Annotated in this window: 16 protein-coding genes; 7 read left to right on the top strand and 9 right to left on the bottom strand. The window is 62.4% G+C overall.

What is annotated here, in order from left to right; translation table 11 throughout:
* Nucleotides 1-8: 8 nt before the first annotated feature.
* Entirely contained in the window at nt 9-932 is a 924-nt protein-coding gene (locus tag RN346_RS08905) for a 2-dehydropantoate 2-reductase (protein ID WP_311960925.1), read from the top strand.
* A 45-nt stretch (nt 933-977) separates the two neighbouring features.
* On the opposite strand, the gene RN346_RS08910 is transcribed toward RN346_RS08905, so the two are convergent.
* The 9 genes from RN346_RS08910 to RN346_RS08950 all read right to left on the bottom strand — a co-directional run bounded on the left by RN346_RS08910 (nt 978) and on the right by RN346_RS08950 (nt 10,105).
* Nucleotides 978-1,604 carry a glutathione S-transferase family protein gene (locus RN346_RS08910; RefSeq protein ID WP_263587144.1) on the bottom strand — a complete coding sequence of 209 codons (627 nt, stop codon included), beginning with the start codon at nt 1,602-1,604 and terminating at the stop codon, nt 978-980.
* Nucleotides 1,605-1,673: 69 nt separating this feature from the next.
* Nucleotides 1,674-2,576 (bottom strand): 3-hydroxyisobutyrate dehydrogenase, encoded by a 903-nt coding sequence (gene mmsB, locus RN346_RS08915; protein ID WP_311960926.1) that lies wholly within the window; start codon nt 2,574-2,576, stop codon nt 1,674-1,676.
* A gap of 63 nt (nt 2,577-2,639) precedes the next feature.
* The gene (locus RN346_RS08920) at nt 2,640-3,755 is read right to left on the bottom strand and encodes an enoyl-CoA hydratase/isomerase family protein (protein ID WP_311960927.1); all 1,116 of its coding nucleotides are present in this window, start codon (nt 3,753-3,755) and stop codon (nt 2,640-2,642) included.
* Nucleotides 3,756-3,827: 72 nt separating this feature from the next.
* On the bottom strand, nt 3,828-4,982 hold the full coding sequence (locus RN346_RS08925) for an acyl-CoA dehydrogenase family protein (protein WP_311960928.1): 1,155 nt from the start codon (nt 4,980-4,982) through the stop codon (nt 3,828-3,830).
* A gap of 219 nt (nt 4,983-5,201) precedes the next feature.
* The gene (locus tag RN346_RS08930) at nt 5,202-6,194 is read right to left on the bottom strand and encodes a branched-chain amino acid ABC transporter permease (protein WP_263587141.1); all 993 of its coding nucleotides are present in this window, start codon (nt 6,192-6,194) and stop codon (nt 5,202-5,204) included.
* Between the two features lie 2 nt (nt 6,195-6,196).
* A complete protein-coding gene (locus RN346_RS08935; protein WP_263587140.1) occupies nt 6,197-7,084 on the bottom strand; it encodes a branched-chain amino acid ABC transporter permease in 888 nt (295 codons plus the stop codon).
* Nucleotides 7,085-7,137: 53 nt separating this feature from the next.
* Nucleotides 7,138-8,373, bottom strand: coding sequence for an ABC transporter substrate-binding protein (locus tag RN346_RS08940; protein WP_263587139.1), 1,236 nt, complete (start codon nt 8,371-8,373; stop codon nt 7,138-7,140).
* 176 nt (nt 8,374-8,549) lie between these two features.
* On the bottom strand, nt 8,550-9,311 hold the full coding sequence (locus RN346_RS08945; protein ID WP_311960929.1) for an ABC transporter ATP-binding protein: 762 nt from the start codon (nt 9,309-9,311) through the stop codon (nt 8,550-8,552).
* Complete coding sequence (locus RN346_RS08950) at nt 9,308-10,105, bottom strand: ABC transporter ATP-binding protein (protein WP_311960930.1); 798 nt, start codon at nt 10,103-10,105, stop codon at nt 9,308-9,310. Before RN346_RS08950 ends, RN346_RS08945 begins: the two co-directional genes overlap by 4 nt.
* Nucleotides 10,106-10,455: 350 nt before the next feature.
* On the opposite strand from RN346_RS08950, the gene RN346_RS08955 reads away from it, so the two are divergent.
* The 6 genes from RN346_RS08955 to RN346_RS08980 all read left to right on the top strand — a co-directional run bounded on the left by RN346_RS08955 (nt 10,456) and on the right by RN346_RS08980 (nt 17,506).
* Nucleotides 10,456-10,875 carry a MerR family DNA-binding transcriptional regulator gene (locus RN346_RS08955; RefSeq protein ID WP_263587136.1) on the top strand — a complete coding sequence of 140 codons (420 nt, stop codon included), beginning with the start codon at nt 10,456-10,458 and terminating at the stop codon, nt 10,873-10,875.
* Between the two features lie 68 nt (nt 10,876-10,943).
* Complete coding sequence (locus RN346_RS08960; protein WP_263587135.1) at nt 10,944-12,113, top strand: isovaleryl-CoA dehydrogenase; 1,170 nt, start codon at nt 10,944-10,946, stop codon at nt 12,111-12,113.
* A 9-nt stretch (nt 12,114-12,122) separates the two neighbouring features.
* Nucleotides 12,123-13,730, top strand: coding sequence for a carboxyl transferase domain-containing protein (locus RN346_RS08965; protein WP_311960931.1), 1,608 nt, complete (start codon nt 12,123-12,125; stop codon nt 13,728-13,730).
* Nucleotides 13,731-13,746: 16 nt separating this feature from the next.
* Nucleotides 13,747-14,568 (top strand): enoyl-CoA hydratase-related protein, encoded by an 822-nt coding sequence (locus RN346_RS08970; RefSeq protein ID WP_311962702.1) that lies wholly within the window; start codon nt 13,747-13,749, stop codon nt 14,566-14,568.
* Nucleotides 14,565-16,601, top strand: a complete 2,037-nt coding sequence (locus tag RN346_RS08975; protein WP_311960932.1) for an acetyl/propionyl/methylcrotonyl-CoA carboxylase subunit alpha — start codon at nt 14,565-14,567, stop codon at nt 16,599-16,601. The genes RN346_RS08970 and RN346_RS08975 overlap by 4 nt, the downstream gene beginning before the upstream one ends.
* A 2-nt stretch (nt 16,602-16,603) precedes the next feature.
* Nucleotides 16,604-17,506: a hydroxymethylglutaryl-CoA lyase gene (locus RN346_RS08980; RefSeq protein ID WP_311960933.1), complete on the top strand. Its 903-nt coding sequence runs from the start codon at nt 16,604-16,606 to the stop codon at nt 17,504-17,506.
* Nucleotides 17,507-17,522: the final 16 nt, after the last annotated feature.

The following is a 17,522-nucleotide window of genomic DNA, read 5'->3' on the forward strand; positions in this document are numbered from 1 at the left end:
CGCCCTTGATGAACGCATCACACTGGATACTTGGCCCGGGCGCAATAGGCCGACTGCTCGCCCACTCGCTCGCGCCAACGTGCGAGGTCACGCTGATTGGCCGGCGCGCGCTGCCACTTTTTCAAACGCTGCACTCTGCAAAAGGCGAGCGACGAACGCAATCGATAACCTGCGCCACGCCCGCCCAGTTGACGCAGGGGGCGTCTGCGCCCCCCGCGTGGCTGCATATCACCACCAAAGCCATGGCCGTCGAGCCAGCGTTTGAGACGTTGCACGCGCTGCTACCAGCCACTACCCCGCTGGTGCTTTGGCAAAACGGCTTTCTCACGCAGCCTGAACTCACCAACCGATGGCCCGGCCCGGTGCTATGTGCCAGCACAACGGAAGGCGCGTATGTCACCGGTAATGACCGTATCGTTCACGCCGGGCGTGGGCACACCTTCATCGGCGACCTGAACGGACGCCACACCGCTTTGGCACAGGCGCTGGCAGCACAACTTGATCGCGCCGGGCTTGCGACTACCGCCGTCGACGATATTCGGCGCCGACTGTGGCAGAAGCTGGCGGTGAACGCCGCAATCAATCCATTAGTGGCCATCCATGGCATACGCAACGGCGAGCTGCGCGGCGCGGCTTATGCCAGTGACGTCGAGGCAGTGATCCGCGAAGTCGCGGCCATCATGGCGCTTGAGAAGATCGTGGCACCGGATGGCCGTGATGAGCAGGATAGCTGGCGGGCACTGGTGTGGGGCGTGATTGAGGGCACCGCAAATAACAAGGCGTCGATGCTGCAGGATGTGGAGGCCGGCCGACCCACCGAACGGGCGGCGATTCTGGGGCCGCTGATCGCGGCCGCTCGGCAGCACGGCTTGACGGTGCCGGTTCTGGAAGCGCTGGACAAGGCGCTGGCCAAACTGGAAGCGCGTTATTAGCCAAGGCTCTCGCCAGGCGCCCGCGTACTCGCGCGGGCAAGCCACTTAGCTAACGGGAATCATCACCACTTTCTGAAACGCCGGCCGCTCGGTCAGTGATTGGTACCAGCGCTCCAGGTGGGTGCGCGGATTCCAGGTAAGGCCGCAGTTCCACAAGTTGTAAATGAACGGCGCGACGGCGATATCGGCCAGACCGAACGCGTCGCCGGAGAACCAGGGTTGACGTTCCAGCGCATCGTCCAGAAGCGCGAAGAGCTCCTCGCAGGCGGCGGTGCCCTCCTCCAGCTTTTGCAGATCGCGGGCTTCGGGTGGGGTGCGAACATAGCTCATCAGCATGACACGGTGCGCCGGGCTGAGCCGCGTATTGGCCCAGTCCATCCACTTCTCGGCCTGGGCGCGCTTGGCGGGCTCATCGATCCAAAGCGTGCCCTCGCCGTACTGGGCGGCCAGATAGCGTACGATAGTATTGGACTCCCATAGAACGCTGTCGGTGGCGTCATCCTTGAGCGTCGGCACCAGGGCATTTGGATTCATGGCCTGATACGCCGCTGTATCGTTTACGCCGTGCTGAAGCCCGGCCTGAACCTGCTCGTAAGCGATGTCGAGCTCTTCGAGCGCCCAGCGCACTTTTTTGACGTTAGTGGAGTTGTCGCGGCCCCAAAGCGTAATCATGTCGATCCTTCGTTGGTGGGTTATGAAAATCCAGTTTGGTGCTCGTCAAGGCAAGTAGCAAGGCCTCCCTCACTCTCCATCTTTCTTGTCCCGATAGAACGTCATCAGGCTTGAAAAATCGAGCCGGCCGTGACCGTTTGCCTTGTGCAGCGTAAACAGGGCGCGGGCGGCGGAGCCCATCGGTACCGGCGCGGCGCTTTGCTGGCTGATATCCATGGCCAGCCCCAGATCCTTGACCATCAGGTCGGTCAGAAAGCCGCCCTGGTAGTCGTTCGACGCCGGGGCGTTCTCCATCACGCCAGGGTACGGATTGTAGACGTTCAGCGCCCAGTTGCCGCCGGAGCTTTGCTTCATGATCTCCGAGAGTATCGCGGGGTCGAGGCCGTTTTTCACCCCCATGTTGATCGCCTCGCAGGTGCCGGCCATCAAAATCGCGAGCATCATGTTGTTGCACGCCTTGGCCACCTGCCCCGCGCCGTGCTCGCCCGCGTGAAAGATGTTCTTGCCCATGACATCCAACACAGGCTTGGCCTGTTTGAACTGCGCTTCGCTGCCGCCCACGATGAAGGTCAGCGTGCCTGCCTGGGCGCCGCCTACCCCACCGGATACCGGCGCGTCGATGAAGCCAATCCCCTTCTTCTCCAGCGCCGCGGCGACATCCCGGGCGCTTTCGGCATCGATGGTAGAGGAGTCGATGACCAGCGCGCCCTGCTCGATGATCTCCTTGAGCGGCGTTTCGCCATCGACGAACAGCGAGCGCACGTGCTGGCCGGCGGGCAGCATGGAGATCACGATGTCGGCGCCACGGGCGGCGTCTGCCGCCGAGGCGGCGACTTCGCAGCCGTGGGATTTGGCGCTTGCCAGCGCCTCCCGGCTGAGATCGAAGGCGTGCACGTCGAAGCCGGCCTTGGCCAGATTGGCGGCCATCGGGCCGCCCATGTTACCCAAACCGATGAAAGCGATCCTGGTCATGGTGATTGTCCTTGTTATTGAAATTGGATGGTCAAGAAGCCACTGGATGACTCGAAACCCGCGTTAGCCGAGCGTTTCCAGCGGGTTCGTTTGCCAGGGCGAGGCCAAAAGCTCGTCGATGAAGAACTGCTCGACCGAGGCGACGTCCGGGTAGCTCCAGGCCGGCGAGCCGTCCTTGTCGACCAGCAGCGCGCGCACGCCTTCGGGAAACTCCTTGTGACGGCAGCACTGTACCGACAGTGCAAGCTCCGAGCGAAAGACCTCGGCAAGCGACATGTACTTCGCGCGTTTGAGCTGCTCGTCGATCAGCGCGATCGACACCGGACTTCCGTGGGCCAGCGTCTTCTGGGCGCGGCTGAACCAGCTGTCCTCGCTTTCAACCGCTAGAATCGCGGCCACGATCTGCTCGGTGGTGTCGTGATCCATCAGCTCACGAATCAAGGGCGTGGCGTTGAGAACCGGCGTGTCGAGATCAAGAAAGGTGGTTTTCGAGGCCTGCTCCAGCTCGCGCAGGGTGCGATTGACCACGCCCTGGGCGTCGATGGTGCCCTCCTGCTGCCAGCGCGCCTGGGTCAGAGAGGCCATGAGCGCCGGGTACTGGTCGCTCTTGATACAGCGGTCGGCAAGCCCTAAATGCACCGCATCCACCGCGTTGACCGGACCTCCTGTCATGGCCAGAAAGCGCCCGGTGCCGACAGGCAAACGGTTCAAGAACCAGCTCGCGCCAACGTCCGGGTAGAGGCCGATGGTGACCTCGGGCATGGCCAGTCTCGAGGTTTCGGTCACTATGCGATGGCTGCAGGCGCTCAGTAGCCCCATGCCCCCACCCATGACGATTCCGCTACCCCAGCAAACGATCGGCTTGGGATAAGTATGAAGCTCATAGTCGAGGCGATATTCGCTTTCGAAAAAGCGCTCGGGAAAGTGCGGATCCTGGTCGCCGGTAATCGATTTATACAGGCTGACCACGTCGCCCCCAGCACAGAAGGCCTTTTCGCCGGCGCTGTCGAGCACGATGGCCACGACTCTCGCGTCTTCCTGCCAGGCGGCGAGCTGCGGGCGCATCAGCTCGATCATCTCGAGCGTCAAGGCGTTGAGCGAGCGCTCGGCGTTGAGCGTGATTTCGCCCACGATATGGCCATCGTCGGTGGCGTGCTCGTCAAACAGTACGCTACTCATCAAGGTATCCTTATGGTGTGAATCGCCGCTCCTGGCGTTCGTTTAAAACGTCACCTTCACTATAGCTCTTTACTATAGCTCGCCGGCTCCCTCGGCCAACGCCCGGCGAGCAATGATCAGGCGCATGATCTCGTTGGAACCTTCCAGAATGCGGTGAACGCGCGTATCACGCACGAAGCGCTCCATCGGATACTCCTTGATGTAGCCGTTGCCGCCAAAAAGCTGCAGCGCCTCGTCACACACCTTGAACCCGATGTCGGTGGCAAATCGCTTGGCCATGGCGCAGTAGGTCGGCGCATCTGCGTGGCCAGCGTCGAGTTTGGTCGCGGCCATGCGCACCAGCTGGCGCGCCGCCACAAGCTCGGTGACCATATCGGCCAAGCGAAACTGCAGCGCCTGAAACTCCGCCAGGGGCTTGCCGAACTGCTTGCGTTCGCGCAGGTAGTCGCGCGCCTCGTTGATCGCACGCTGGGCGGTACCGACCGAGCAGGTCGCGATGTTGATGCGCCCACCGTCCAGTCCCTTCATCGCGATCTTGAAGCCGTCGCCTTCACGGCCCAACAGGTGGTTGGCCGGCACGCGTACGTCGTCGAAGGTCACCATGCGCGTGGGCTGGCTATTCCAGCCCATCTTGTCCTCCTTGCGCCCGTAGCTGATGCCATCGGTTTTGGCATCCACGGCAAAAGCGGAGACGCCGCCGGCGCCTTCACCCCCGGTACGCGCCATCACGACCAGAAAATCGGTGCTGCCGGCGCCGGAGATGAACATCTTGCTGCCACTTAGCACGTACGCATCACCATCACGTTGGGCGGTGGTCTTGAGTGAGGCGGCGTCCGACCCCGCACCGGGTTCGGTCAGGCAGTACGACCCCAGAAACTCGCCAGTGGCGAGTCGCGGCCCCCACTGCTCGACGACGTCCGGCTGGCCGAAGCTCGCCAGCATCCAGGTGACCATGTTGTGAATGGTGAGATAAGCGGTGGTCGAGGTGCAGCCCATCGAAAGCTGCTCGAAGATGATGCTCGCATCCAGCCGCGATAGCGCAAGCCCACCAACGCTCTCCGGGGCGTAGAGCGAGCAAAAGCCCAGCTCTCCGGCGCGCTTGATCACATCGACGGGAAAGTGCGCCTCGCGGTCCCACTGCGCGGCGTGGGGTGCCAATTCCTTGTCGGCAAAGTCCTTGGCCAACTCCGCAAAGGCTACCTGGTCGTCGCTTAGCTCGAAATTCATGGCGAAGTCTCCATCGAGGCCGAGCGCCTATGGCGCCTCGCCCCGCGTGTTGTCGTTATTTATTAGGGGTCACGCAAATTGACGTTAACGTTAACTTATATTTTAAACCAGCCGCGCGCAACGCTTGGCCCTTAGAACCTTTGGCGTAGGCACTGTGTTTCCATAAAGTCCTGCGCGATAAAAAAAGACGCCTTGAGGCGTCTTTAAATGAAAGGCTGGTTACTTGAAATTCTTGCGATAAAGCGTTGCGAGCTCGCCGACGATGCCGCTTCGAAAGCTCAGCACGCAGAGCACGAAGATGGCGCCGAGAATCACGCTGACCCAGTTACCCAGCGGCGACTGCGCCAGCAGGTGCTGAAGGCTGACGACAAGCGAGGCGCCTGCCAGCGGCCCTAACAGCGTGCCGACCCCGCCCAGCAGCGTCATCAGGATCACCTCGCCGGACATGTGCCAGTGGGCGTCGGTGAGCGAGGCGAGCTGGAACACCACCGTCTTGGTCGCCCCGGCGAGCCCGGTAAGTCCGGCCGAGAGCACGAACGCCAGAAGCTTGTAGGCGTCGACGTTATAGCCAAGCGACACCGCCCGCGGCTCGTTTTCGCGAATCGCCTTGAGCACCTGACCAAACGGCGAGTTCACGGTGCGCTGAATGAGCGCGAAGCCCACTAGAAACACCGCGAAAACGAAGTAGTACATCGCCAGGTTACTCTGCAGGCTGATCAGCCCAAAGAGCTCGCCCCGGGGCACGCCGTGAAGGCCATCCTCACCGCCGGTAAAAGGCGCCTGAATGAACACGAAGAACATTAGTTGCGCCAACGCCAGCGTCACCATGGCGAAATAGATGCCCTGGCGTCGAATCGAAAGCACCCCGAACAGACATCCCAGCAGCGTGGCGGCAAGCGTCCCCGCTAGAATACCAAGCTCCGGCGTAAGCCCCGGGTAACTTGCCAGAAGATACCCGGTGACATAGCCGCCGCTGGCCAAAAACGCGGCGTGTCCAAAGGATAAAAGACCGGCGTAGCCCAGCAGCAGATTGAAGGCGCAGGCGAACAGCGCAAAGCAGAGAATCTTCATTAAAAAAACCGGATACGCCAGCAGCGGTGCCACCAGGCCCACCGCGACCAGTACCACGTACAATAGCGCGCGGCGCTGCCCCGCCCGGCGCTTTCGCCTGGCCTCGACGTTCGGCGCGCTCAGCGCTTGTGAGTCCGACATGGCTATGCCTCCTTTCCGAAAAGCCCGGCCGGGCGCAGCATGAGAACCAGTATCATCACCAAAAAGATCACCGTATTGGCGGCTTCGGGGTAGTACACCTTGGTGAGCCCTTCAATCACGCCCATGCCTAAACCGGTTAAAATGGCGCCCAGAATCGAGCCCATCCCGCCGATGACCACCACGGCAAACACCACGATCAGAAGGCTCGACCCCATGGTGGGTGACACCGGATAAAGCGGCGCGGCCAGCACGCCGGCAAAGGCGGCCAGCCCCACGCCGAAACCGTAGGTCAGCGTGATCAAAAGCGGTACGTTCACCCCGAAGGCCTGCATCAGCTTGGAGTTCTCGGTGCCCGCGCGTAGATACGCCCCGAGCCGCGTACGCTCGATCATGAACCAGGTAAACAGACACATGGCCAGTGCGGCCACCAGCACCCAGGCGCGGTAGGTGGGCAAAAACATGAATCCGAGATTCAATCCGCCCTGCAGGATCTCCGGCGTGGCGTAGCGCGCGCCTGACACGCCAAAGAAGTTGATCAGCGTGCCCTCGAAGATCAGCGCCAAACCAAAGGTCAGAAGCAGCCCGTACAGATGATCCAGATGAGCGATGCGGCGAAGCAGAAAGCGCTCGATCAGCATGCTGAGCCCGCCCACGGTAAGCGGCACCAGCACCAGTGCCAGCCAGTAATTGATGCCCAAAGTGTTGAAGGCCAGAAGTGCGGCAAAGGCGCCCAGCATGTACTGCGCGCCGTGGGCGAAATTGACGATTTTCAAAAGCCCGAAGATCACCGCCAACCCCAGGCTCAAGAGCGCATAAAAGGCGCCGTTGACCAGCCCCAGCGTAAGCTGGCCCATGAACACCGCCATGGGCACGCCGAATATCATCGTCATTGCGATCTCTCCTGCGGGGCGGGCTCACCGCCCCGCGCGTTGACGGCCCGAGATTAGTTCTGCACCAAATCGCACTGGCTCTCGGCAAGCGGGCGGTAGGCCTCTTCGGCGGGAATGGTGCTGAGAATCTCGTAGAGATCCCACTCGCCGGTGGACTCAATCGGCGTTTTCACCTGGGCGAGGTACATGTCGTGCACCATCCGCCCGTCTTCGCGAATGCGCCCGTTGCGGGCAAAGAAGTCGTTGATCGGCTGGGAGGCCATCTGCGCGCGCACGGCCTGGGCCTCGTCGGTGCCTGCGGCCTCGACGGCCTTCAAGTAGTGCATGGTGCTCGAGTAGATGCCCGCCTGAACCATGGTCGGCATGCTACCCACCTCATCGAAGTAGCGCTGTGCCCACTCGCGGGCTTGGTCGTCCATGTCCCAGTACCAGCCGGTGGTGAGCAGCAGGTTTTGCGTGGCCTCAAGACCCAGCGCGTGCACATCGTTCAAGAAGATCAAAAGCCCCGCCAGCTGCTGGCCGGACTGCGTTAGCCCGAACTGGCTGGCGGTAGTGATGGCGTTGACCGTATCGGCACCGGCGTTGGCAAGACCAACGATCTTCGCCCCGGACCCCTGGGCCTGCAAAATGTAGGAGGAGAAATCGCTGGTGGGGAACGGATGGCGCACGCCGCCAACGATCTCACCGCCGTTGGCTTCCACTACGCTGGTCACGTCCGCTTCCAGCGCGTGGCCGAAGGCGTAATCCGCGGTAAGCAGAAACCAGCTGTCGCCGCCCTGCTCGACCACCGCCTTGGCGGTGCCGTTGGCCAGCGGGTAAGTATCGTAAACCCAGTGAATATGGTTGGGCGTGCAGTGCTCGTTGGTCACACTCGAGGCCGCCGAGCCCGAGACGAGCCCCAGCCGGTCGTTCTCCTCGAGCACTTTGGTCACGGCGATCGTGACCGACGAGGCGACGAGCCCTCCGACCATATCGACGTTTTGCTGGTCGATCCAGCCGCGCACGGTATTGGCGCCCACATCGGCGCTGTTACGGTCGTCGGCGCTGAACACTTTGATCGGCGAGCCATTGACGCTGCCGCCAAAGTCATCGACCGCCATTTCAAGGGCGGTCAACCCGCCGGGGCCGGCAAGATCCCGGTAGGTGCCGGACATATCGGCCAGATAACCGATACGCACCTCGCCATCGCTGATCTCGGCGTGAGCGGCAAGGGTCAGGGTCGATGCCACCGCGACGGTGATGCTCGACACCAGCGTTTTCTTGCTCGGCAGTTGTTGGATAAGCGCCATGTTCGTCTCCGGGCCTGAGGCCTTGTAGTTATGATCAGCCGTTATGATTAGCCGTTAGGGTTGGTTGTTATGGTTGGTTGTCGGACGTTTAACGGGTGCTGCGTTTACCGCTTCTTTTATCGATACTCCGCCGGAGGCTGCTTCGTTCTCCCGCGGTCTCCTGCCATGCAAAAGACTCACACACCCAGCAGCGCGTTGAGATGCTCGCGCCTGGATGAGAGCTCGGCGGCGCTGATCTCCTCGATGATTTCGCCGTGCTCCATGACGAAGTGGCGATCCGCCAGGGGGGCAGCGAAACGAAAGTTTTGCTCGACGAGCACGATGGTCATGCCGCTGGCCTTGAGCTTGACCAGCACGTCACCAAGCGCCTGTACAATGACCGGCGCCAGCCCCTCGGTAATCTCGTCGAGCAGGAGAATGCGCGCGCCGGTGCGCAGAATCCGTGCCATGGCGAGCATTTGCTGCTCGCCACCGGAGAGCCGCGTGCCGGGGCTTTTGCGCCGCTCGTAAAGGTTCGGGAACATCGCGTAAATGGCGTCCAGACTCATGCCACCGGAGCTGACCGTAGGCGGCAAGAGCAGGTTCTCGTGCACATCGAGGCTTGCAAAAATGCCGCGCTCTTCCGGGCAGTAACCCACGCCGAGCCGCGGAATGTGGTGAGGCTTCATGGCGAGCGTTTCCTGACCGCCGATGACGATCGACCCGGTGCGCCGGCCCACCATGTTCATGATGGCCTTGAGCGTTGTGCTGCGCCCGGCGCCGTTGCGCCCCAAAAGCGTGACCAGTTCGCCCTCTTTTACGTTGACGTTCACCCCGTGAAGAATATGAGATTCGCCATAAAAGGCGTGCAGATCGGTAATCTTGAGAATGTCCCGCGCCCGCGTAGCCGTGCGCCCTTCAACGGGTTCGCGAACCGTCTCATCACTGGCGGTACTCATGCGCTCACCCTCTCACCGGTTGTCTCGACGTCTTCGCTGCCCATGTACGCCTCGCGTACCAGCGGGTTACTCGACACGCTGGGGTAGTCGCCTTCGGCCAGCACGGCGCCGCGAGCCAACACCGTGATTCGGTCGCAAAGGCGGCTCACCACGCTAAGGTTGTGTTCGACCATCAGCACCGTGCGGCCCCTGGATACGCGCTTGATCAGCTCGACGATACGATCGACGTCTTCGGCACCCATGCCCTGGGTGGGCTCGTCCAGCAGCATCATGACCGGGTCAAGCGCCAGGGTCGTGGCCACCTCAAGCGCCCGCTTGCGCCCATAAGGCATCTCGACGGTCAGGGTATCGGCGTAGGCGGCAAGCCCGACTTCATCGAGCAGCGCCATCGCCCGCTCATTGAGTGGCTCGAGGCTTTTTTCGGATTTCCAGAAGTGAAACGACGTGCCCAGTCGACGCTGAAGCGCCACGCGCACGTTCTCGAGGGCGGTCATGTGCGCAAACACCGCCGAAATCTGAAACGAGCGCACCAGCCCCAGCCGGGCGATCTGGTTCGATTTGAGCGACGTGATGGGCTTACCGCGGTAGAGGATCTCGCCGCGCGTGGGCGGTAAGAACTTGGTGAGCAGATTGAATACCGTGGTCTTGCCGGCACCGTTGGGGCCGATCAGCGCGTGAATATGGCCCTCCTGCACCCGTAGATCGACGCCGTCCACCGCGGTGAAGCCACGAAAGGTCTTGGTCAGCCCGCGGGTTTCCAGCACCGGCGGCGGGGTGCTTGCATCAACGCTCATGAGGGCAATCCTTGATGGTCGAGAATTATTGTTGTTCTGGATCGTACCCGCCGTCGCGGTTGGCAACGGCTTTCGCAGGAAGAGGCTTGGCCCTGTTGTCGTTGTCACGGGCCGTGCCTTTACCTTCACGTAAGGTACAGCTTCAACCTAACAACACGCTGTCATCACTGACAATTACAACTTTGGTCCAAACAATGACCGATAATCTGCTAACAAAATTATAAGCTTAGCCTTTACAATCAGTTAACCGAAAACCTAATCGCAACGGTTCGGAAAGACTTTCTTTACGTTAACGTAAACTTGTTTTAGCCTCAGGTCAGACGACCGTAACACCGCCACGAGATACGCCCATGAGCAAGACCTATTCGATCAGCGAGCTGGCCGCCGAGTTCGACGTCACCACGCGCAGCATTCGCTTTTACGAAGACCAGGAACTTCTGCGCCCCGCCCGCCGAGGTCAGACCCGTATTTACAGCAGCCAGGACCGCGTGCGCTTGAAGCTCACGCTACGAGGCAAGCGCCTGGGATTATCGCTTGCCGAAATTCGTGAGCTGTTCGAGCTATGGGATGAAACCCGGCGCGGCAGTGAAAAGCAGCTCCACCTGATGCTGGAAAAGATCGGCGAGCGCCGTGCGGCGCTGGAGCAGCAGATGAAGGACATCACCATGGTGCAGCTCGAACTCGAAAGCGCCGAGATTCGCTGCCGTCAGGCCCTCGAAGAGCTCAACCAGAAGCAGGCCGATGAGGAACGCACCAACGTCTCGGGCTGAAGCACTCCATTGAGCACGCCACAGCGCCCCATCGAGTCAATAACTTAACAACATCAAGGTGACCGACGATGCACTCTCTTTATACGGAACTCGACTTCGGCCTCGACGAGGACATGAACATGCTGCGCCGCGAAGTGAATGCCTTCGCGGCTAGCGAGATCGCTCCGCGCGCCGCCGAGATCGATCAGAAAAACGAATTCCCCAACGACCTGTGGCGCAAGTTTGGCGACATGGGCCTTCTGGGTGTCACCGTCTCGGAAGAGGATGGCGGCAGCGGTATGGGGTATCTCGCTCACTGTATCGCCATGGAGGAAATTTCGCGCGCCAGCGCCTCGGTCGCGCTCTCCTATGGCGCCCACTCCAATCTCTGCGTCAATCAGATAAAGCGCAACGCCTCCCCCGAACAAAAAGCAAAATATCTGCCGAGGTTGATCAGCGGCGAACACGTAGGAGCACTGGCCATGTCCGAGCCCGGCGCGGGGTCTGACGTGGTATCGATGAAGCTGCGCGCCGAGAAGCGCGGCGACAAGTACGTTTTGAACGGCAACAAGATGTGGATCACCAACGGCCCGGACGCCGACGTGCTGGTGGTCTATGCCAAAACCGACCCGGACGCCGGCTCGAAAGGCATTACCACCTTCTTGATCGAAAAGGGGATGCCGGGATTTTCCACCGCGCAGAAGCTCGACAAGCTCGGCATGCGCGGCTCCAACACCTGCGAGCTGGTGTTTCAGGACTGCGAGGTGCCCGAAGAGAACGTGCTCGGTGAGGTTGGCAAGGGCGTACGCGTGCTGATGAGCGGGCTCGATTACGAGCGCACGGTGCTCGCCGCCGGCCCCATCGGCATCATGCAGGCTGCCATGGACGTGGTGGTGCCCTACATCCACGAGCGCAAGCAGTTCGAGCAATCGATCGGTGAGTTCCAGCTCGTCCAGGGCAAGGTCGCGGACATGTACACCACGCTCAACGCCTGCCGGGCGTATCTTTACGCCGTGGCCCGCGCCTGCGACCGGGACCAGACCTCGCGCAAGGACGCCGCCGGGGTGATCCTCTACTGCGCCGAAAAGGCGACCCAGGTGGCGCTGGACGCCATTCAGCTGCTCGGCGGCAACGGCTACATCAACGAGTACCCTACCGGGCGGCTTCTGCGAGACGCCAAACTCTACGAGATCGGCGCCGGCACCAGCGAGATTCGCCGCATGCTGATTGGCCGCGAACTGTTCAGCGAAAGTCGTTAAGGGGGCGCGATGAGCACACTGACCACCCAGATCAACCCGCGCAGTGACCTGTTCCAGCAAAACGACGCCGCCCTGCGCGCCGAGGTCGACACGCTTTTCGAACTGACCGAGGTTATCGCCCAGGGCGGCGGCGCCAGCGCCCGCGAACGTCACGAAAGCCGTGGAAAGCTCTTCGTGCGCGATCGGATCGATCATTTGATCGACGAAGGCGCGCCGTTTCTCGAGTTCTCGGCGCTGGCCGCCCACGCGGTGTACGAAAGCGACGTGCCCGCTGCCGGCGTGGTGACCGGGATCGGCCGCGTCAAGGGCGTTGAGTGCGTGATCGTCGCCAACGACGCCACGGTCAAGGGCGGCACCTACTTTCCGCTGACGGTGAAAAAGCATCTTCGCGCCCAGGAGATCGCCCGCAAGCATCGCCTGCCGTGTATCTACCTGGTCGACTCCGGCGGCGCCTTTCTGCCCCGTCAGGACGAGGTGTTCCCTGACCGTGACCACTTCGGGCGCATCTTCTACAACCAGGCCACGATGTCCGCCGAGGGCATCCCACAGATCGCCGTGGTGATGGGCTCCTGTACCGCCGGCGGCGCCTACGTACCGGCCATGGCGGACGAGTCGATCATCGTCAAGGAACAAGGTACGATCTTTCTCGGCGGCCCGCCGCTGGTCAAGGCAGCCACCGGCGAGAGCATCAGCGCCGAAGCCCTGGGCGGCGCCGACGTGCACGCCAAGGTTAGCGGCGTGGCGGATCACTACGCCGAAAACGACATGCACGCGCTTCAGCTCGCCCGCGGCTGTATCGCCCGGCTCAACTGGCAAAAGCGCGGGAAGCTCGCCATGAAAGCGCCCGCCCCGCCCAGGCTCGACCCCGCAGAGCTTTACGGCATCGTGGGGGTCGATCTCAAGAAACCGTTCGATGTGCGCGAAGTGATCGGGCGTATCGTCGATGGCTCCGAATTCGACGAGTTCAAGCGCTATTACGGCGACACCCTGGTCACCGGTTTTGCGCATATCCATGGCCACCCGGTGGGGATCGTGGCCAACAACGGGGTGCTCTTTTCAGAGAGCGCGGTGAAAGGCGCGCACTTCATCGAACTCTGCGCCCAGCGCAAGGTACCGCTGGTGTTTTTGCAGAACATCACCGGCTTCATGGTCGGCTCCAAATACGAACACGAAGGCATCGCCAAGCACGGTGCCAAGCTCGTGACCGCCGTGGCTTGCGCGAAAGTGCCCAAGTTCACCGTCTTGATTGGCGGCAGCTTCGGCGCCGGCAACTATGGCATGTGCGGGCGCGCTTATGATCCGAATTTACTGTTCATGTGGCCCAACGCGCGTATTTCGGTGATGGGCGGCGAGCAGGCCGCCGGCGTGCTCGCCCAGGTCAAGCGCGAGCAGTACGAGCGCGAAGACCGCGCGTGGTCGGAGGATGACGAAGAGGCGTTCAAGAAGCCAACCCGCGAGCAGTACGAGCGCCAGGGCCACCCCACCTACGCTAGCGCAAGGCTTTGGGACGATGGCGTGATCGACCCGCTCCAGACCCGCGACGTGCTGGGGCTTTCCCTGGCCGCCGCGATGAATGCCGAGATCGAAGAGACGCGCTTTGGCGTGTTCAGGATGTGATGCCATGAGCCATTTGATGAGCCATTCGACACTGACGATTGAAAACGCCGTGGCGCACCTGAGCCTGAACCGCCCGGCGGTACACAACGCTTTCGACGACCACCTGATTGCCGAGCTGACCGACCACCTGAAAGGACTGCTCGAACCCATCGAGCGCCAGGAGGTGCGGGTGTTGGTGCTCGGCTCCGAAGGCAAAAGCTTCTCGGCGGGGGCGGATCTCCACTGGATGAAGCGCATGGTCGACTACAGCCATGACGATAACCTAACGGATTCGCGCAAGCTTTCTGATCTGATGTACCGCCTCGATACCCTGCCCTGCCCGACGCTTTGTCGGGTACAGGGTGCAGCCTTTGGCGGCGCAGTGGGCCTGGCCGCCTGCTGTGACGTGGTCATCGCCTCACTAAAGGCCCGATTCTGCCTCTCCGAGGTCAAGATCGGCCTGTCGCCGGCGGTCATCAGCCCTTACGTTCAGCGCGCCATCGGTGCCCGGCAAGCGCGGCGTTACGCGCTGAGTGCCGAGGTGATCGACGCCGACACGGCGCTGGCGCTCGGCCTTGCCCACCAGGTAGTCGAGCCGGAGACCTTGGATCACGCGGTAGAGGTCATGACCCAAACGCTTTTGGCGGGCTCACCCCGGGCGCAGCGGGCCACCAAGGCCCTGCTCGCCGCCGTGGGTCAATCGCCGGATTCCGACGCTACCCGCGAAAAAACGTGTCAGACGATCGCCGAGCTGCGGGTAAGCGACGAGGGCCAGGAGGGGCTTTCGAGCTTTTTCGATAAGCGCCTGCCTGCCTGGGCACCGCAGGATGACACCGATAACGCCGGGGAGCGCCCATGAGTAAAGCAACCAGCAAGTTCGATACGTTGTTAGTGGCCAACCGCGGTGAGATCGCCTGCCGAGTGATGCGCACCGCGCGCCGGCTGGGTATCAAGACCGTAGCGGTCTACTCCGATGCCGATGCCAGCGCCCGCCACGTGCGCGAGGCCGACGAGGCCGTTCGTTTGGGCCCCGCTGCCGCCCGCGAAAGCTACCTGAACATCGAGGCGGTGATCGCAGCGGCTCGCCAAAGCGGGAGCACCGCGGTGCATCCGGGCTACGGCTTTCTTTCCGAAAACGGCCGCTTCGTCGAGGCGTTGGAAGCCGCGGGTATTACCTTCGTCGGCCCGCCCGCCTCCGCGATCGCCGCCATGGGTGACAAGTCTGCCGCCAAGGCGCGCATGGCAAACGCCGGCGTGCCGCTGGTACCGGGTTATCACGGTGACGATCAAGGCGACGACACTCTTTTGGCGGAGGCCAACCGTATCGGCTACCCGGTCATGCTGAAAGCGAGCGCCGGCGGCGGCGGCAAGGGCATGCGCGTGGTCGAACGCGAGGCCGACTTCCAGGCTGCCCTCGAAAGTTGCCGGCGCGAGTCAAAAGCCTCCTTCAGCGATGACCGCATGCTGATCGAGAAGTATCTGGTCAAGCCTCGTCACGTCGAGGTGCAGATATTCTGCGATCGTTTTGGCGCAGGCGTCTATCTCTTCGAGCGCGACTGCAGCGTTCAGCGCCGCCATCAGAAAGTACTGGAAGAGGCTCCGGCGCCGCACATGACGGAAGCGCTTCGCGCCGCCATGGGCGAGGCCGCCGTGCGCGCAGCGAAAGAGATCGGCTACGTGGGCGCGGGCACCGTCGAGTTTCTGCTCGACGTTGACGGCGCCTTCTACTTCATGGAGATGAACACGCGCCTGCAGGTCGAGCACCCGGTGACCGAGATGGTGACCGGGCTCGATCTGGTCGAGTGGCAGCTGAGAGTCGCCATGAACGAGCCGCTGCCCTGCGCGCAAAGCGAACTCACCCTGAACGGCCATAGTTTCGAGGCGCGCCTTTACGCCGAAGACCCGGCCAACGAGTTTCTGCCCGCCACCGGCACCCTCACCCGCTTCTCGCTCGACATAGAGGGCGCGGGGCTTCAGACAGCTCAGGTGCGTTTGGACAGCGGCGTTGATAGCGGAGATGTGGTCTCGATGCATTACGACCCGATGCTCGCCAAGCTGATCACTCACGGCACGGATCGTGACGCGGCGCTCGCCACGCTGAACCGAGCGCTGGCCGCCCTCGACGTGCAGGGCGTGGTGACCAACCGCGCCTTTCTGCAGCGCCTGGCCGGGCATCCGGCATTCAAAGCCGCCGAGCTCGATACCGGTTTCATCGTGCGCCACCACGACGACCTATTCCGTCAAAACGAGCCGACGCCCCAGGCGTACGCTCGCGCCGCGCTGGTGGCCATCGAGACGCTTGCGAAAAGCGCCGGCCGTCAGGATGTGTCGCCCTGGGCGCACAGTGACGGCTTTCGCTTGAACGCGCCGCACAAGGTGCGTATCGCGCTGGCCGACAAGCGCGAAGAGAGCGAGACCGTGGTGGTCGAAGCGACCCGCACTCGCGCGCAAGCCGGCTGGACGCTACGCGTTCAAAACGAGCGATTCGAAGGGTCGCTCTCGAGGCTTGCCGGTGATGCGGTGGCGGTCACACTAAACGGCCACCGCCGGCGCTTTCAGGCTCAGCTCGAAGAAGACAACCTGGCACTGAGCGATAGCGCGGGTGAAACCCGGCTCGTTTGGCAGCGCCTGGACGCGCTCAACCACGCCGCGATCGAGGCCGCCGCAAGCTTGACCGCGCCGATGCACGGCACCGTGGTGGCGCTTCTGGTCGAGCCCGGCGCGCCGGTCGAGAAAGGCATGCCGCTGATGGTGATGGAGGCGATGAAGATGGAGCACACCTTGAGTGCGCCGGCAGACGGTACGGTCGAGCAGTTTCGCTTCGCCGCCGGCGACAGTGTTGGCCAGGGCGACGTACTACTGGACTTCGCCGCGACCGACGAAGGAGCGTGACCATGGCCCTTCCACAACGCGTACGTCTGGTCGACATGGCTCCGCGGGACGGGCTGCAAAACGAGCCCGGCGAGGTGGTGGCCACTGCCGTCAAGGTCGAGCTGATCGAGCGCCTGGCCCGAGCAGGGCTTACCCATATCGAGGCGGCGAGCTTCGTCTCCCCCAGGTGGGTGCCGCAAATGGGCGACGCCCGGGAGGTGATGCTGGGCATTCACCGCGAATCGAACGTGACCTACTCCGCCCTGACCCCGAATTTGAAAGGGTTGGAGAACGCGCTGGAAGCGAACGTCTCCGAGGTTGCAGTGTTCGCCGCCGCTTCTGAAGCGTTCTCGCAAAAAAACATCAACTGCTCGATCGACGAGTCGCTTGCGCGTTTCGAGCCGGTGATGGCCCGCGCCAGGCAGGCGAACGTGCGCGTGCGCGGCTACGTTTCCTGCGTGCTGGGCTGCCCCTACGAAGGCGACATTGCCCCGGCCCAAGTGGCGCGGGTGGCGGGGGCGCTTTATGAGATGGGCTGCTTCGAGGTGTCGCTGGGCGACACCATCGGCGTCGGCACGCCGTTGAAAGCCCGGCAGATGATCGACGAGGTAGCGAAGGTTGTGCCCGTCGAGCATTTGGCGGCGCACTTTCACGACACCTACGGCATGGCGATCGCCAACCTTTTTGCGGTGCTCGAGCAGGGCGTGGCCGTCATCGACGCCTCGACCGGGGGGCTGGGCGGCTGCCCCTACGCCAAGGGTGCTTCCGGTAACGTGGCGACCGAGGACGTGCTCTATCTGCTGCGGGGGCTAGGTATCGAGACCGGCGTGAATCTTGAGTCGATCATCGAAACCGGCGAGTGGATCACCGGGCAACTTGGCCGCGCACCCGCCTCGAAAGTCGCCCGCGCCCTGGAAGCGCACTAGGCCCATCTATTTTCTC

Source organism: Halomonas sp. PAMB 3232 (assembly GCF_031954225.1).
Lineage (GTDB): Bacteria > Pseudomonadota > Gammaproteobacteria > Pseudomonadales > Halomonadaceae > Vreelandella.

Coding starts and splice junctions, on each gene's coding strand:
- RN346_RS08905 (WP_311960925.1), top strand. CDS start 9: ATGAACGCATCACACTGGATACTTGGCCCGGGCGCAATAGGCCGACTG.
- RN346_RS08910 (WP_263587144.1), bottom strand. CDS start 1,604: ATGATTACGCTTTGGGGCCGCGACAACTCCACTAACGTCAAAAAAGTG.
- mmsB (WP_311960926.1), bottom strand. CDS start 2,576: ATGACCAGGATCGCTTTCATCGGTTTGGGTAACATGGGCGGCCCGATG.
- RN346_RS08920 (WP_311960927.1), bottom strand. CDS start 3,755: ATGAGTAGCGTACTGTTTGACGAGCACGCCACCGACGATGGCCATATC.
- RN346_RS08925 (WP_311960928.1), bottom strand. CDS start 4,982: ATGAATTTCGAGCTAAGCGACGACCAGGTAGCCTTTGCGGAGTTGGCC.
- RN346_RS08930 (WP_263587141.1), bottom strand. CDS start 6,194: ATGTCGGACTCACAAGCGCTGAGCGCGCCGAACGTCGAGGCCAGGCGA.
- RN346_RS08935 (WP_263587140.1), bottom strand. CDS start 7,084: ATGACGATGATATTCGGCGTGCCCATGGCGGTGTTCATGGGCCAGCTT.
- RN346_RS08940 (WP_263587139.1), bottom strand. CDS start 8,373: ATGGCGCTTATCCAACAACTGCCGAGCAAGAAAACGCTGGTGTCGAGC.
- RN346_RS08945 (WP_311960929.1), bottom strand. CDS start 9,311: ATGAGTACCGCCAGTGATGAGACGGTTCGCGAACCCGTTGAAGGGCGC.
- RN346_RS08950 (WP_311960930.1), bottom strand. CDS start 10,105: ATGAGCGTTGATGCAAGCACCCCGCCGCCGGTGCTGGAAACCCGCGGG.
- RN346_RS08955 (WP_263587136.1), top strand. CDS start 10,456: ATGAGCAAGACCTATTCGATCAGCGAGCTGGCCGCCGAGTTCGACGTC.
- RN346_RS08960 (WP_263587135.1), top strand. CDS start 10,944: ATGCACTCTCTTTATACGGAACTCGACTTCGGCCTCGACGAGGACATG.
- RN346_RS08965 (WP_311960931.1), top strand. CDS start 12,123: ATGAGCACACTGACCACCCAGATCAACCCGCGCAGTGACCTGTTCCAG.
- RN346_RS08970 (WP_311962702.1), top strand. CDS start 13,747: ATGAGCCATTCGACACTGACGATTGAAAACGCCGTGGCGCACCTGAGC.
- RN346_RS08975 (WP_311960932.1), top strand. CDS start 14,565: ATGAGTAAAGCAACCAGCAAGTTCGATACGTTGTTAGTGGCCAACCGC.
- RN346_RS08980 (WP_311960933.1), top strand. CDS start 16,604: ATGGCCCTTCCACAACGCGTACGTCTGGTCGACATGGCTCCGCGGGAC.